Raw genomic sequence first — 15,170 nt, 5'->3', positions numbered from 1 at the left:
GCAGGTAACATGGGAGCGTGCATTTGATCTTCCGAACCATCCACGCGCTCCTTGCCCGCATTGCGCCAGCCGACTTCTGGCGCGAGAGGACCACCTGGACCATGCGCGTGCTTCCGAGCGACATCGACGTCGCGCTGCACATGAACAACGGCGTCTACTTCTCCCACTTCGACCTGGGCCGCCTGCGCCACCTGCGCGCCGCCGGACTCTTCCGCGTGATGCGCCGCCGCGGCTGGTCCATGGTCGCCTCCACCGAGACGATCGCGTTCCGCAAATCGCTCGTGCTGTGGGCGCGGTATCAGGTCACCACCGAGGTCCTCGGCGTCGACGCGAAAAACGTGTACTTCCGCCACAACGCGGTCATCGACGGCGAAATCTACGCCCAGGCGACGGTCGCGATCCGGTTCATTTCGCGGCGCGGCGCACTGGATCTCGCCGACATTTTCGAAGTGGTTGGCGCGCCACCGGCCGGCACCGCGTTGCCGGGCTGGGTTTCCGAGTGGAGAAGCACGACGGCGTTGCCCAGTCCCAGCAAAAGCGCACCTTTCCCGCCGGTCGCCTGAGCGGTCCGGGTGCGGTCCCGTTTCGCTCAGCGCCCTCGCCGCCCCCCGCACCGGTTTCGCTCGGTGCCAGCCCAAGGCCCGCCCCGCGCCCGCCCCGCGCCACAAAGTTGGCGCAGATTACCGAAGTTGTACGGGATCCCGCACACTTTTGTTAATCTGCGCCAACTTGGTGGGGTTACGGGTCGGTGAGGGTGAGGAGCAGCTCGCAGAACATCGAGTTCGCCCAGGAGAACCAGGCGCGGGTGAACTGGGTCGGGTCGTTGGCGTCGAAGCCTTCATGCATGAGTCCGGTTCCAGCATCCGTCGCGGCCATCACACGGGCAATGCGTAACTGTTCCTCGCGGCGCTCTTGTTGCCCCAGACCGTCCCGCGGCAACGTCAGCGCCTGCACCGCGAGCGCGATGTGCCAAATGTACCCAGCGGGGGTATGCGGCGAACCCATGCCCTCGGCGACGCTTCCGCGGACAAAATATGGATTCGAGTCCGAGAGCACAAACGCCCGCGTGTTCCGATACAGGGAGTCATCGGCACTGACGGTGGATGTCATCGGGAGCGAGAGCAGGCTCGGCATGTTCGCGTCATCCATGAGCAGCGTGTTGCCCAGGCCGTCGACCTCATAGGCCAAGATGCGGCCGAATTCTGGATGCTCCACCACGCCGAAACGTTCCACCCCGGCGCGGATTTCCTTAGCCAGGCGGCGCGCACCGCGAGCTAAGTTCTCATCGGCAATCGGGCCGTCCGCACCCGAGGCCGCACTCGAGGCGGCACCCGAGGCCGCACTCGAGGCCGCCGAAAGCTCGGCAAACTCGGCAATGTAATCCAACGCCAGGGCTGCCAGCAGATTGCCCGGAATGTTGTAGTGATAGGTGCACGCGTCGTCACTCGGGCGGAATCCCGCCCACGCCATCCCGGTGTAACCCACGGGCGTGCCACGGCCATCTCGGCCCAACGTCTCGGTGACGAGATCCATTTCCCGGATAAAGCGGTAGTGCGAGTTTTCCTCATGCCGCTGTTCCAGTGTCAGGGTGTCCACAATGAGCCGGAAAGCGGCAAACACGTCCGGCGTCAGAAAGTCCAGCGAACCGGTCGCCTGGTAGTACTGGTGCGCCAATTGCACCGGGAAGGCGAGCGAGTCCAGTTCAAACTTGCGCTCCCACAACCAGGGGTCGGGGTCTATATCTCCTGCGTGCCAGGCGTTGCCGTTGGCAGATTCGTTAAAGGCGTTGGCGTAGGGATCGTGCAGGATATAGCGGAACTGCCGCTCGAGCAGTCCGCGCACCATTTCACGCAAACCCTCGTGGGCGTCCACGAGCCGCATGAACGGCAACATTTGCGTCGTCGAATCGCGTAGCCACATCGCCGGGATATCCCCGGTAATGACAAAGGTCGTGCCGTCCTCGGCAACATTGATGGTCTTCTCCAAGGTGTCCCGCATTTGGGCTAAGAGCATTTCGCCGAACCGCGGCTCGCCGGTAGCCTCGGCGACAGCCGCAGCGCGGGACGCCAATAGCTCGGCCAACGCCTCATCGATAACAAAGGGCTTTGCGACTATTGGCGTGAAGTTCATGCCGGGCGGTACTCCTTGAGGATATTCTGCAGATCGTCCAGAACCAGATTCGCACCGATCGGCCCGAGCGCCAAGAACCACACGTCATCGCTAATGCGTTTCGCGTTCCCGGCCTTGACCGCGGCCAGGTTCTGGAACAGCGCGCCGTTCACCACGGATTCCTCTGCCGTGCCGGACGGGTCGCCATAACTGGAGTACAGGATCAAATCGGCCTCCGCATCGGACACATTCTCCGCCGAAATCTCCGCCGCCAGATCATCGATGTCCTGATTTGCCGGACGCGGAATACCAGCATCCTTCAAGATCACCCCGGCAAAGGACTTGTTGGCGTACAGGCGAATCTTTTCCGGCATGAACCGCAACAGCGAAATCGTCGGCGGGTTGCTCACGGAGTCGCGTACCGCGTTGGCCTTGTCCTGATAGTCGTTCAGGATTTGCACCGCCTTGGTCTCTTCGCCCAAGGCGTCCCCGATCAGCAGAAAATTCTCCTTCCACGGGAACCCGGGGCGGATCGCAAAGACCGTCGGCGCGATCTTAGAGAGCGCCGGATACATTTTCTCGGCCCGCAGGCTGCTCCCTAGGATCAGGTCCGGCTTGAGCGCCGCGATCGCCTCCAGGTTGAGCTCCTTCACGTCCCCGACCACCGGTATATCGGCCACCCGATCCTTCAGATAGGACTCGCCGTTAGGGGAGGTCGCGTATTCGGCCATACCCACCGGCGTCACACCGAGCGCGAGCACCGAATCGAGCTCGCCGCCATCGAGCACCACCACCCGCTCCGGCTTCTTTTCCAGCGTGACCGTTCCCATCGAGTCGGTGATGGTGCGCGGAAATTCGCCCGGGGCCGCATCCGTGCCAAGTTTCGCGGTCTCCTGGTCGGCGGTGCTGAATTTCGTGGCGCCCTGCGCGACGTCAAGGTTCCCTGCACCGCCGTCCCCGCCGCTTGACGAGCTCGGCGCGCACGCCGTCAAGGCCAACAAAAACATCACCAGAGCCGCGCCAATCAGGGCGCGAAAACGAGAAAGCATGGAACTAAGGCTACCCTAAGTTTCGGGCGCCCGGCGCTACACCCCCAGCCCCGGCACAAACGTGAGCGCGGCAATCGCCGCAATGACCAGCGCGTGCACCCACCAGAACTGTCGCAGCACACCCACAAACTCGCGAATTACCGCGCTCGGCAGGAAATAGAACGCGGTCGGCGACCCCACCACATCCGCGTCCAGGCGGTGGTGCCGGGTCTCCATGGCGGCCCGGAAAACGTGGTAATTGCTAGTAACTACGACGGCGCGTGCCCGCCTCGGTGCCGGAGCGTCACCGGTCTGGGGTGCTTCGGGGGACGAGGCGTCCGGCCGACCGGTGCTGAAACCGCGCTCGCGCAAAATCACTTGGGAAAAGGCGATGTTTTCCGAGGTGTTTCGGGATCGATCTTCTGTCACAATCGCCGCCTCGGGCACTCCGCGCTCGACGAGCCACCGCTTCATGGCCAGGGCCTCGGGAATGCTCTCACCGGGCCCCTGTCCTCCGGAAGTGATGAGAATTGGCGAGTGATCGCCGTCGTACTCCTTGGTGAAAATGTCCGCGGCGCGCTGCAAGCGGGAGGCGAGCAACGGCGGCACTCGCTCGCCGAAAATGCCGGAGCCGAGCACAATGACCGCGTCCGGGTGCCGCTGGTAGCTCAGCCGGCCGTAAATGAGCGAGTAGAGGAAGTACGCGGTGAACACGAAGCTGAGGTAGGCCAAGGTCAGGAAGAGGAAGACCGCAAGCGAGAGGGCGAGCCGCGGGGTGCTCGGGTTGGTGATGACCACGATGAAATAGGCGGCCGAGACGAGGATCGCGAGGCCGAGCAGGAAGGAGAGCAGGTTTGCCAGCGAGCGGCCCTCTTTGCGGATGATGGTCAGGCCGTTGGCGAGCAGGAAGACCACGAGGAAGAGCACCCCGAGGGGGATGGTGCCGAAGACGATCAGGGTGGCCGTATTGCTGCCGTCGGGGGTGCGGCTGAGCAGGGAGAGGCCCGCGAGGGCGAGGATGCCGAGCGCGATCAGCAGGTAGACGCCGTTGCGCAGGCGGCGGCGGTCGGTGCGGAAGGAGAGCACAAAGAGCAACACAAACAGTGCGGCAATGGACAGGACGAGGATCACAGTATTGAGCCTACGTGATCTGGGGATTGGCCGGTGTGTAACTGGTGCATAACCGGGGGTAACGGTGGGGCGTAACCGTGGGGCGTTGAGCGGAAATGTGGTTAGTGGGAGCGCGCTCCCGCATTCATGTGCGAATGGATGGGCCGCCCGGGCGGGGTCACGCTCGGCTCGGGCGGCTCCATTCATCACGAACGGGGCACATGCCATGCGGGAGGCGCTCGCCGCATAACGATGGCCGCCCCGCACTGGGGCGGCCATTCGCGTGTTGTTGGTGTTTGGGTGGCGCGCGCTAGGCGGCGGACTGCAACTGGTTGTAGTCGAAAACGTATGCGCCGAGGAAGGCGATCAAGCCGAATACGGCGGCAAGAGCCCAGATCACGCCGACCGGGATGGCCTTGGCTTTGACGCCCTCGTGCGTGCTGCCGGACTGGATGTCCGAGTAGAGCAGGCCCCAAACGCCAAAGGCGATCGCCAGTATCGATGCGATCCACTCAATGACAATGACAACTTCCATGTTCATGCGTATTTTCCCTCCCGGTGCGTCTCTTTGGATTTTATCAGCGGATTTTCGGTGGTGCAGCGCCGTGACGCTATGCGGAGGTGCCGTTTGCCGTTGGACTCTTCTGCACCTAATTCGGCGGTCATTAGGTGCATAAGAGTCTATCGGCGGCGTCCTGGGCGAGAAGGGGTGAAAGTTCACCGCTCGTTCGCATGAAACTCACCGAAAGGGCACCGTGTCGGCGAGCAGAGGTGCCTAGCCTGATGCTGTGAGTGCGCGAGACGTGGTGAAGCGCTTTGTCGCGGTGGGTGACTCATTCACTGAAGGGGTGGGCGACCCGGATCCGCTGCGACCCAACGGGGTGCGCGGCTGGGCAGATCGGGTTGCCGAAGCCCTGAGCTGGGACCCGAACGCCAGCTGGGAATACGCGAATCTCTCGGTCCGGGGAAAGCGGCTAGAACAGATCGTGGCCGACCAGATCGGTGCGGCGTGCGCCATGAACCCGACGGTGATCACCATGTACGCGGGCGGGAACGATCTAATGAACCCGCGCCTGAACTTGCCCGCGCTCATGGCGGAGTACGAGCGTGCGGTGCGCCGTCTGGTAGCCACCGGCGGGGTAGTGGTGCTGTTCACCGGCTACGACGTGCGGCTGCACCCGGCGCTCAACCTGCTTCATCGGCGCAACCACGCCTACAATGAGTCTGTTCGCGATATCGCCTCGCGTCTGGGTTGCCTCTTGGTGGACCACTGGGCATTTGAGGACTATCAGCATGCGGCTTTGTGGGACGAGGACCGGCTGCATATGTCGGCGGTGGGTCACCAGTACATGGCGATGAAAGTTCTCGAGGTGCTTGGTGCGTCCTTTGCCGCCACGATGCCGGTGCGGGAAGTTGAGCGCGTCCAGGTTCCCGGCCTGCCGTCGCCCGACGCTTCTTCTGCCGGGGTGGACTGGCTTTGGCAGCTGTTGCGAAAGGAAGTCCGCTGGTTCACCGAGTACGCCAGGCCCTGGTTGGGGAGGCGCCTGCGCCGAGTATCCCTGGGCGATTCACTGTGTGCACGCTATCCCCGGCCGGTGCCAACAGAAACCCTGAACGGCGTTCAGAAAGCTGAACGCAGAGCGCCAAGAGAGTTGCGAGAATCAGTGTTGTAGCACACAATCACTGGCACAAAATTCTGAAAATACCACCGATTATTGGCGGTGCTTGAGGGTCCTCTGGGGAGCTTCAAATGCATGCAAAGTGATGCACAAATATGAAAGAGCATTCACATTTTGCTGAGCGCGCAAAGTGTATAGCCCCTAGTCAGAGGCGCCAAATCAAGGAACTCAAGATTTTTTTCCAAACTCGGATTGAAAATTCTTTCCTCGTGGTATTCAATTGTGAGTGTGGTCAGTGCGACCGAAAAACCCCGTGGAGATGTGAAAATCAGTTCCCCCACAGTGGTGTTGCGCGAAGAAAAACCACTCAGAGCTGCTCGCCCGATGCGTCCCCCCATTTTGCGTCGGGCGAGCTTTCACATCAGGTGCCGATTAGCCTTTGTGGTATGTGAGCGCGTAGAATAGCAAGGCGCTATGTTGCGTGGATGCGAGCGATTGCTCCGGAAGTAACCCCAACCTTGATGAACCGCTTAGGTGTGGCACGTCGGTTGTGGAGATGACCGGTAGTTAGGGGCTCAAGTCGATCGCAACCCTTCACCCGCCGCTGGCATGAATTTCCCGCAGAAGATTTCAGCAGATATCTGTGTGGGCACGTGTGCCGCGGACGCAGGATTCAACATCGCCGCACTGTGCGTGCGGGCGTAGAGCCGGGCGACACGGGACGCAACGTAGAGCATCGCGTAGTCCTAATCCTGCGCACCTAGTAGATACGTCAAACGAAAGGCACCATCATGGCAGCACGTTGCCAGGTGACCGGAGCTGAGCCGAGCTTCGGAAAAAGCGTTGCCCGAGCAAGCCGCAAGGCGCTCAAGCGCTACGTCCATGGTCATGGACGCAACAGCCGTCGGTTCGATCCGAACATCCAGAAGAAGCGTTACTGGGTTCCCTCCCTGCGACGCAATGTCACGCTGACCGTGTCGGCGAAGGGCATTAAAGTTATTGATCAACGTGGCATCGACTCCGTTGTTGCCGAGATTCTTGCACGAGGTGAGAAGCTCTAATGGCAAAAGATAAGGACGTCCGTCCCATCATCAAGCTCAAGTCCACCGCTGGTACCGGGTACACCTACGTGACCCGCAAGAACCGCCGTAACGATCCGGACCGCCTGGTCCTGAAGAAGTACGACCCGGTAGTCCGCCAGCACGTCGAATTCCGAGAGGAGCGCTAAACATGGCTAAGAAGTCAATGATCGCCAAAAACGAGCAGCGTAAAGTCATCGTTGCGCGCTACGCCGCGAAGCGTGCTGAGCTCAAGAAGGCTCTGGTTAACCCGAACTCCACCGATGAAGAGCGCGAAGCCGCTCGCGTCGGACTGCAGAAGCTGCCCCGCAACGCCTCCCCGGTCCGCGTCCGCAACCGCGACGCGATCGACGGCCGCCCGCGCGGTACCTTCCAGAAGTTCGGTATCTCCCGCGTGCGTTTCCGCAACATGGCTCACAAGGGCGAACTGCCCGGCGTGACCAAGTCTTCCTGGTAATTCCAGACGCAGACACGCCCTAAAGTGGCCGTCCCCTCATCGAGGGGGCGGCCACTTTTGTGTGTGCGCCCTGCCGCCGTCACTTTCTAGGGTTGTTTTGACAATGTAGGGCCGTATACCGCCCTACATTGTCAAAGTGACCCTACTTTCCCGGATGGGTGGACAGCTTCTCGGGTGGGTGGTCCGGACGGCAGCGGGCGGGCGCAGGACTTGAGCCTTAGCCGCTACATACTCCAGCAGTGAGGGACGACGGCGGGACCTCGCCTCCCTACCGGACCTCACCGCGCGCGTTGCCTCACGGTGTGCGCCCTGCCGCCGTCACTTTCTAGGGTTGTTTTGACAATGTAGGGCCGTATACCGCCCTACATTGTCAAAGTGACCCTACTTTCCCGGATGGCTGGAGGGTTGCTCGGGTGGCTGGAGGGTTGCTCGCGCGGGTTGGCAGCGTGGGATCGCGTGGGCCGGGAGCGGGGCCGTAGGAAGGCAACGTGGGGTCGCGTAACGCAAGCGTGGGTGTGACGGGAGTGACAGGAGCGTTCGCTGGGGGATGAAAACCACGGGAAAAGCTAAAAAAAGTGTCCGAAACGCCGGAAATCCGGGGAATTTGGTCGGTTGCGCCCGTAATTGCTGGTAAGTTTCGGGGAGAGGTGCACGCAACCGCGTGTATCCGGCAAGTAAAAGTATCCAGTCCAGGAGGACGAAATTGGCTAAGAACCGTAGCGATGTTGTGGCAGAGGTAGCAGAGAAGTCCGGCGCAAGCCAGACCGCCGTCAACGGTGTTCTCGACGCTCTCTTCGATGTGTTTGCAACTTCCGTTGCCAAGGGTGAGAAGATCACCATCCCGGGTTGGGTTGCTGTTGAGCGCACCGAGCGTAAGGCTCGCACCGGTCGCAACCCTCAGACTGGCGAGACCATCCAGATCCCTGCTGGTTCCAGCGTCAAGCTGACCGCTGGCTCCAAGCTCAAGGCAGCTGTCTCCAAGAAGTAGTAGTTCTCGCATGAGAATTGGGGGCCGCCGTTTCAGTTGAAACGGCGGCCCTACTTCTATCTCCACCATGAGCTGGTACATCGACGGCACTGCCGACAACTTACGCGCACTCAGAAGCGGCGGAGTAGACATCCCGCTGCGCACCGACGCCGCCAATCGGCTCGCGCTCGTGTTGCCCAAGGAGAGTCCGCTCAACTCTCGGCTCGAAATTGGCACAGATGACGCGGGTGACCTGGTCCTCTCTGCCACCCTCGCCAATAACACGGCCGAGGAACAGCAGCTCGGCGAGGTAGGGCTTCGCTTGGGGATCGACACCGAGATGAAGTCCTACCCGCAGTGGGACAGTATCTTTTTTCCGACACTGCTGCGGTGCGAGCTAGACAGATTCTGGGGCTACCTCATGCGCCCCACCGGCGAAATTCTTGCGCTCAGTTGCGATGCTCCGGTGAGCGCGTGGCGCCTGAACTACTCCCACGGGAGCTTTGACCTGCCCGAACGCGATCCACGCCCGGCGATGACCGTGCCGTCCGGTGGACATCGCATCGAGGGCATCACGCTGCTTCTCAGCCACCCCGGCCCGTTGCCGATGCGACACCCAGTGGGCCGGCCGCTTGCGCCCGGGGAAGTGCGCACCTGGCGCCTGGCGTTCCGCTTGGTCCGCGATCTCTCAGACGTCCCCAAGTTTGTCGCGGAAACCACCTCGCGCAACCTCTACCTCGCGAACTACTACACCGCCGCGCCCGGCGAAGACCTGACGATCACAACATACTTTTCGCCGCGCGATCCGGAAATGGCGGACGAGTACCAACCGGACCCCGATGACGAAGACGACGAGTTCGACAACGAACCCTTCAACGAACAACCCTGGGTCACCGCGTACCAAGTTCCGCCAGGCGAGGGCGTCTACCGACTCGACAATGACGTCATGATCTTTCGCCGGCGGCCGTGGGCAGAGTACCTGGACATAGCCCGCAGGGAAGCCCACCGCATTCGGCAGCAACCAACCCATCACGCCGAGTCCTTTTACGGTTTCTACTCAATGTTTCTGGCGGCCAGGATCGTTCCAGACCTGGACGCCGACATGCAGAGCATCCGAGAATGGTTGCGCGTCTTTCCGCAGATCTATGACGCGGAGCGCGGCGTCATTGCCCAGGAGACCGGCCGCATTCAAGACGCCGCCACTCTCGCGGGAATCCTCACCGACCGCTACGAAGCGTTCGGTGATCCGGAGGACCTGGTCCAGGCCTTCCGCTTGTGTACATTCTTGATGAGCACGCAACGAGAGGACGGCGCCTACTACAGCGGGCATGACGTCCACTACACGGCGGTCATCTATATTGCGAAGTCCATCTTGGAAACCAGCACCGCGCTCCTGGCCCAAGCGGCGCGGGAGGACGCCGAGCGCGCGAAGACGTTGAGGATCGCCGCCTCCGCGCTGCGAGAGAGCGCGTACCGTGCCCTCGACGAACTCGCCGAAAAACTGGACGACATCGGCACCGAAGGCCAAATGACCTTTGAAGACGGCATGATTTCCTGTTCCTCATTGCAACTGGGCCTCGGGGCTCTACGCACCCGCGACCCCGAACGCCAGGAAAAGTATCGCAGAGCCGCACGAGACCTGCTGACCAAACACCGCGCACTGAGCGCCCTGCTGACCCCGGATCATCGAGTCAACGGAGCCACGCTGCGCTTTTGGGAGGCGCAGTATGCCGTGAACTACATGGTGAACCAACTCAACGCCCCCATGGGCTGGTCCGCATGGCGCGCCTACGCGAGCTGGTACCTCTATCTCCTCGAAGGCAAGCGCGAAGACTTAGACCAGACGTTCGCTACCCTGGGCGCCGGCATTCAGCTGATCGACCACAGCCAGAACCGCCTGCGCTACAGCTTCACCCCCGATCCGCTCATTGACGGCCAGCAGTTCAACCGGGTGCTCGCCGATGGGAAAACGGTCACGACCACCCCGACCACTGCCGGCGAAAGCTACCTCGACATGGTCTCGGACTGGTTCCACGCTCCGCTTTATGCTTGGCGAGAGAAGTGGGGCATCGACAACGCGGTCCACGAAGTCTTTAAGGCCGTCGCCGAAATCGCGGCAGAGAACGCATTCCTCATCCTTGGCCCGTATGCGCAGCGCGATGAACACGTGCGCGAAATCGGCTCCCGCATTATCGGGATGGACAAGGGACACGTGCGGGTCAAAGCCATGGAGGCCTCCATGCGCTACCTCCATGTCAAGACCCCGGCAAAAATTACCCTGACCTGGATCGACGGTCAGGGCAGGGAAACCCAACGCGAACTTGAACCCGGACTGCACTGGCTCCCAGAGACCCCGGAATCCGTGAGGCAGGACACGGAATTGGGCGAACAGCGCGCACCTAACAGACAATAGAAAGTATGGCTTCCCCCACCCTTAAAGAGCGGCCCACCGCGGAAAAAACGGACACCGGCGTCAACCCCATTTGGTTGGGAATAGCGCTGGCCGTCGGAGCAACCGCGCTGGCGTTAACGCTCGTCTACTCGGGAAGCGCCTTTTCCAACGGAAGCGCCCTCGACCCCGGTGCCCTCACCCGCTGGGGGCTGCCCCTGGCGCAGATGGTCAATGACTACGCCATGGCCACCACCATTGGCGCTCTCGTTTTCGCGACCGTCATCCTTCCGCCGGACACTCGCGCCCGCAATTACAAGAGCCCCAAGAAGAAGCAGCCGCTCGCGGAGGAGGACTACCACCCGGTTTTTCGGCTCACGCTCTTGACCGCGCAAATCGCCTCGGTCGCCTGGACTCTGGCCGCGATTGCGATGACGGTTTTCAGCTTCTCCGATATCGCCGGCCAAAAAATCAGCAACTCGGATCAGTTCACCACCGCGTTCCTCGACTTCGTCATGAACATCTCGAACGGTCAAGCCTGGTTGTCCACCGCCATTTTCGCGGCCATCATTTCCACCTTCGCCTTCGCGTTCCGCACCTACACGCCGCTGCTGATCACTCTCCTTCTGGCCTTCGCGGGCCTCGTCCCGAAGGCGCTCATCGGCCACTCCGCCTCCGGCGACGACCACACGAGCGCCACCAATTCGATCTTCCTGCACCTGATCGGAGCCTCGGTGTGGGTCGGCGGGATCGTTGTCCTCGTGGTGATCTCCGCGAAACTTGGCCGCGACGCTAAAACCGTTCTCACCCGTTACTCCACGCTCGCGCTGATCGCCTTCATTGTGGTCGCCTTCTCCGGCGTCATCAACGCCCAAGTACGCCTGGAGAACATCGGCCAACTCCTCTCCCCGTGGGGTGTGATGGTCCTGCTCAAAGGTGCGGGGACGATCGTGCTCGGCATGATCGGTTTTATGCACCGGCGCTGGCTCATCCCTCACCTGGATGGTGAGCGGAAATTCTCGGTGAGGCGCGTGCTATGGCAACTCATCGCCGTCGAACTTCTCATTATGGCCGCGGTGAGCGCCATTGCGGTGAGCCTGTCACGCACCGCGCCGCCGCGCAGCGAGGATATCGACCCGAACGCGACGCCTGCGCGCATCTTGACCGGTTATGAACTGCCGCCTGAACTCACGCCGGAGCGGATGCTGACCGTGTGGCGCTGGGACTGGCTGTTCCTCACGATCATTTTGATTCTCGGGATCGGGTACGCGCGCGGGCTGTGGCGCCTGCACAAGCGCGGCGACAAGTGGCCGATCATGCGCGCGGTGTCCTGGTTTACCGGGCTCGGGTTTTTCACGTATGTCACCTCGGGCGCGCCGGGCGTGTACGGCGACGTGCTGATTTCGGTGCACATGGCCGAGCACATGATCATGACCATGGTCATCCCGCTTTTCCTGGTCCTCGGCGCACCCGTGACGCTGGCGCTCAAGGCGCTCCCGGCCCGCAAGGACGGCAGCCGCGGCGCGCGCGAATGGATCCTGTGGGGCGTGCACTCCCCGTTTGCGAAGGTCGTGACCAACCCGATTTTCGCGGCGGTCAACTTCGCCGGCTCGATCATTATTTTCTACTCGACCGGTTTCTTCGGATTTGCGTTGCGCGAGCATACCGGGCACGTGCTGATGGTGGTGCACTTTGTGGTGTCCGGCTATCTTTTCGCGCTCTCGATGGTGGGCAAGGACCCGGTGCCGCGCCGCGCCCCGTACCCGATGCGGCTGATCATCCTGCTCGCGACCATGGCGTTCCACGCGTTCTACGGTGTCGCGCTGATGAGCTCCAACGCGCTGTTGCAGGCGAGCTGGTTCGGCAACCTCGGCCGCGATTGGGGTCCCAGCGCGATCGAAGACCAGGGCACCGGCGCCTCGCTCATGTGGGCGATCGGTGAAATCCCGACCGTCGCGATGGCCATTGGCGTCGCGATCCTGTGGTCGCGCTCGGATTCGCGCGAGCAGCGCCGCCGCGACCGTCAGGCCAATCGGAATAACGAGGCGGACCTCACCGCTTATAACCAAATGTTCCAGGATATGGCTAAGAATGACGCGCGGGTTAGCGCTGGGCGCGGTTCCGGGATAAAAAGTACGACGACGAGTGGCGGCTCTCCGGCGTCCGGCACCTCAGGAGGAGGTGCTTCGAGCGACGGGGCCGGTGCGGACGCGAAATCGAGAAGCAAGGACGATTCATGAGCAGCGATACGACCGAGAGCATCCGGGCGAACTACCGGGTGCGCGCCTCCGAGTTGCTGGGCCGGAACTGGCTGAACACCGGCGGGGAGACGTTGGACTTGCAGTCCTTGCGCGGCAAGATTCTGATCCTGGATTTTTGGACATTCTGCTGTATTAACTGTCTGCACGTGTTGGACGAGCTGCGTCCCTTGGAAGAAAAGTACAAGGACGTGCTGGTCACGATCGGTGTGCACTCGCCGAAGTTTGAGCACGAGGCCGATCCGGTGGCGTTGGCCGCGGCGGTGGATCGCTACGACATTCACCATCCGGTGCTTGACGACCCGGAATTAACCACGTGGCAGGCGTACTCAGCGCGCGCCTGGCCGACTCTTGTGGTGGTGGATCCCGAAGGCTATATTGCCGCGCACCTCTCCGGGGAGGGGCACGCGGCGGGCCTCGAGTCCTTTATTGATGAGCTGGTGGCCGAGCATGAGGCGAAAGGAACCCTGCACCGCGGGGATGGGCCGTATGTTGCGCCGCCGGCTCGCGAGACGGCTCTGCGGTTCCCGGGCAAGGCGATAGCGCTCCCGGGCGCGGGGTATGTCGTTGCCGATACCGGGCATCATCAGATCGTCTTGCTGGACGATGACTTGCAAACCGTGAAGGCGCGCTTTGGTTCTGGAGAGCGCGGCTGGGCCGATGGTGCGGCATCGGTGGCGAAGTTCAACGAGCCGCAAGGGTTGGCGCTGTTGCCAGCGGATATTGCGGACCGGGTTGGCTACTCGGTGGTGGTTGCGGACACCGTGAATCACCGATTGCGTTCGCTGAACCTGGAGACCGGAGAGGTTGGGACCGTTGCCGGTAACGGTGTGCAACGTTTGCTCGACGCCGGCGAGGGCGCGCTGTCTTTGGATCGTGACGCCCGTGAGGTCTCGCTGTCCTCGCCGTGGGATATGGTCTGGCTCCCGGGCGACGGGGTGTTGGCCGTCGCGATGGCCGGGACGCATCAGATTTTCGGTTTTGATCCGGTTGGCGGGCGCGTTTCGGTGCTGGCCGGAACCGGTTTGGAGGGCTTGCTGGACGGGGCGGCTGCAGATGCCTGGTTTGCGCAGTCGTCCGGACTTGCGGTCGATCCGGCCGGGCGGCTCTGGATCGCCGACTCGGAAACCTCCGCCCTGCGCTACCTGGAGGAAGGGCGGGTTGGCACCGCAATCGGCGAGGGTCTGTTCGACTTTGGTTTCCGCGACGGCGCGGCCGATCAGGCGAGGTTGCAGCACCCGCTCGGGGTGACGATCCTGCCGGACGGGTCGGTGGCGATTGCCGATACCTACAACGGCGCGATCCGCCGTTTCGATCCGGCATCCGGCGAGGTGTCCACCCTCGCGCGCGGGCTCGCCGAGCCTTCCGATGTGCTCGTGGATTCCTCCGGCGAGGAACCGTTCTTAGTGGTTGTCGAGACGAACCGTCATGAGCTGGTGCGCATCGCGATTCCCCGCGAGGCGCAGTCGGTAGACGAGGGCGCGTCCCAAACACAAAGACCAACGACGGCGTTGCGCGCCGGAGATGTTCGGCTCACCGTGCGCTTTGCCGCACCGGCAGGGCAGAAGCTCGACGATCGGTGGGGTGACCCAACGCAACTGCAGGTGTCTTCGACGCCGCCGGAGTTGCTGGTGGACGGCTCCGGTACCTCGGTGGGGTTGAATCGCGAAGTCACGCTCAATCCCGAGGTGGCCTCCGGCGTCCTGCACATCACCGCGCGTGCGGCCGCCTGTGATGGTGAACCTGGTGGTGAGATTCCGATGCACGCGGCCTGCCACTTGTATCAGCAGGACTGGGGTATCCCGGTGGAGCTGGACGCAGATGGCGAGAATGCGTTGGTGCTGGACCTGCGCGGAATGAACTAACCTCCACGGCTGTCCGATGGCGCGTGCCCACTTGAAGTGGGCACGCGCCATCGTGCTTTTTCCAGCTGTCCTATTGGATGCGGAGGGTGTGGATGGTGTTGGTTTGGGGTTGTTGGTGGGGGTCGATCCAGGGTGGTGGGGTGAGGGTGGGGGTGTTGTTGGTGATGGTGAGTGTCCAGGTGCCGGTGTGGATGTAGTGGTGGTGGTAGGGGCATAGGAGTGCGCCGTTGTTCAGGTTGGTGTGGCCGCCGTGGGACCAGGGGGTGATGTGGTGTGCTTCGCAGAAGGC

The 15,170-nt window shown here is 62.3% G+C and carries 14 protein-coding genes; 9 read left to right on the top strand and 5 right to left on the bottom strand.

Features of this window, described 5'->3' with window-relative positions; translation table 11 throughout:
• Nucleotides 1-17 precede the first annotated feature (17 nt).
• Complete coding sequence (locus tag O148_RS0105545) at nt 18-563, top strand: acyl-CoA thioesterase (RefSeq protein WP_026530119.1); 546 nt, start codon at nt 18-20, stop codon at nt 561-563.
• Nucleotides 564-738: 175 nt separating this feature from the next.
• Here the strand turns inward: O148_RS0105545 and O148_RS0105540 are convergent, their stop codons facing one another.
• From O148_RS0105540 to O148_RS0105525, 4 genes are all read right to left on the bottom strand, one after another.
• Complete coding sequence (locus tag O148_RS0105540) at nt 739-2,130, bottom strand: glycoside hydrolase family 125 protein (RefSeq protein ID WP_084157105.1); 1,392 nt, start codon at nt 2,128-2,130, stop codon at nt 739-741.
• Nucleotides 2,127-3,158: an ABC transporter substrate-binding protein gene (locus tag O148_RS15035; protein ID WP_051619887.1), complete on the bottom strand. Its 1,032-nt coding sequence runs from the start codon at nt 3,156-3,158 to the stop codon at nt 2,127-2,129. The genes O148_RS0105540 and O148_RS15035 overlap by 4 nt, the downstream gene beginning before the upstream one ends.
• 36 nt (nt 3,159-3,194) lie before the next feature.
• The gene (locus O148_RS0105530; RefSeq protein WP_051619886.1) at nt 3,195-4,268 is read right to left on the bottom strand and encodes a YdcF family protein; all 1,074 of its coding nucleotides are present in this window, start codon (nt 4,266-4,268) and stop codon (nt 3,195-3,197) included.
• Between the two features lie 289 nt (nt 4,269-4,557).
• On the bottom strand, nt 4,558-4,788 hold the full coding sequence (locus O148_RS0105525; RefSeq protein WP_026530116.1) for a hypothetical protein: 231 nt from the start codon (nt 4,786-4,788) through the stop codon (nt 4,558-4,560).
• 247 nt (nt 4,789-5,035) lie between these two features.
• Between O148_RS0105525 and O148_RS0105520 the strand changes: the two genes are divergently transcribed.
• The 8 genes from O148_RS0105520 to O148_RS0105485 all read left to right on the top strand — a co-directional run bounded on the left by O148_RS0105520 (nt 5,036) and on the right by O148_RS0105485 (nt 14,881).
• On the top strand, nt 5,036-5,920 hold the full coding sequence (locus O148_RS0105520) for an SGNH/GDSL hydrolase family protein (protein ID WP_026530115.1): 885 nt from the start codon (nt 5,036-5,038) through the stop codon (nt 5,918-5,920).
• 737 nt (nt 5,921-6,657) lie between these two features.
• Entirely contained in the window at nt 6,658-6,927 is a 270-nt protein-coding gene (rpmB, locus tag O148_RS0105515) for a 50S ribosomal protein L28 (RefSeq protein ID WP_026530114.1), read from the top strand.
• A complete protein-coding gene (rpmG, locus tag O148_RS0105510; RefSeq protein WP_026530113.1) occupies nt 6,927-7,094 on the top strand; it encodes a 50S ribosomal protein L33 in 168 nt (55 codons plus the stop codon). Before rpmB ends, rpmG begins: the two co-directional genes overlap by 1 nt.
• Before the next feature lie 2 nt (nt 7,095-7,096).
• Nucleotides 7,097-7,402 (top strand): 30S ribosomal protein S14, encoded by a 306-nt coding sequence (gene rpsN / locus O148_RS0105505; RefSeq protein WP_026530112.1) that lies wholly within the window; start codon nt 7,097-7,099, stop codon nt 7,400-7,402.
• A gap of 703 nt (nt 7,403-8,105) precedes the next feature.
• The gene (locus O148_RS0105500; RefSeq protein WP_026530111.1) at nt 8,106-8,390 is read left to right on the top strand and encodes an HU family DNA-binding protein; all 285 of its coding nucleotides are present in this window, start codon (nt 8,106-8,108) and stop codon (nt 8,388-8,390) included.
• Nucleotides 8,391-8,457: 67 nt separating this feature from the next.
• Nucleotides 8,458-10,782 carry a hypothetical protein gene (locus O148_RS0105495; RefSeq protein ID WP_026530110.1) on the top strand — a complete coding sequence of 775 codons (2,325 nt, stop codon included), beginning with the start codon at nt 8,458-8,460 and terminating at the stop codon, nt 10,780-10,782.
• A 5-nt stretch (nt 10,783-10,787) separates the two neighbouring features.
• Nucleotides 10,788-12,998, top strand: coding sequence for a bifunctional copper resistance protein CopD/cytochrome c oxidase assembly protein (locus O148_RS15030; RefSeq protein WP_075204295.1), 2,211 nt, complete (start codon nt 10,788-10,790; stop codon nt 12,996-12,998).
• A complete protein-coding gene (locus O148_RS0105485; protein WP_026530109.1) occupies nt 12,995-14,881 on the top strand; it encodes a thioredoxin-like domain-containing protein in 1,887 nt (628 codons plus the stop codon). The genes O148_RS15030 and O148_RS0105485 overlap by 4 nt, the downstream gene beginning before the upstream one ends.
• A 70-nt stretch (nt 14,882-14,951) precedes the next feature.
• Here the strand turns inward: O148_RS0105485 and O148_RS15025 are convergent.
• Nucleotides 14,952-15,170: HNH endonuclease (locus O148_RS15025; RefSeq protein ID WP_035745108.1), on the bottom strand; the 219-nt coding region annotated here is incomplete at its 5' end.

Source organism: Haematomicrobium sanguinis DSM 21259, assembly GCF_000688395.1.
GTDB classification, from domain to species: Bacteria; Actinomycetota; Actinomycetes; order Actinomycetales; family Micrococcaceae; genus Haematomicrobium; species Haematomicrobium sanguinis.
This window is presented reverse-complemented; position numbering and strand designations above follow the sequence as displayed.

Coding starts and splice junctions, on each gene's coding strand:
- O148_RS0105540 (WP_084157105.1), bottom strand. CDS start 2,130: ATGAACTTCACGCCAATAGTCGCAAAGCCCTTTGTTATCGATGAGGCG.
- rpmB (WP_026530114.1), top strand. CDS start 6,658: ATGGCAGCACGTTGCCAGGTGACCGGAGCTGAGCCGAGCTTCGGAAAA.
- O148_RS15030 (WP_075204295.1), top strand. CDS start 10,788: ATGGCTTCCCCCACCCTTAAAGAGCGGCCCACCGCGGAAAAAACGGAC.
- O148_RS0105495 (WP_026530110.1), top strand. CDS start 8,458: ATGAGCTGGTACATCGACGGCACTGCCGACAACTTACGCGCACTCAGA.
- O148_RS15035 (WP_051619887.1), bottom strand. CDS start 3,158: ATGCTTTCTCGTTTTCGCGCCCTGATTGGCGCGGCTCTGGTGATGTTT.
- O148_RS0105525 (WP_026530116.1), bottom strand. CDS start 4,788: ATGAACATGGAAGTTGTCATTGTCATTGAGTGGATCGCATCGATACTG.
- rpsN (WP_026530112.1), top strand. CDS start 7,097: ATGGCTAAGAAGTCAATGATCGCCAAAAACGAGCAGCGTAAAGTCATC.
- O148_RS0105485 (WP_026530109.1), top strand. CDS start 12,995: ATGAGCAGCGATACGACCGAGAGCATCCGGGCGAACTACCGGGTGCGC.
- rpmG (WP_026530113.1), top strand. CDS start 6,927: ATGGCAAAAGATAAGGACGTCCGTCCCATCATCAAGCTCAAGTCCACC.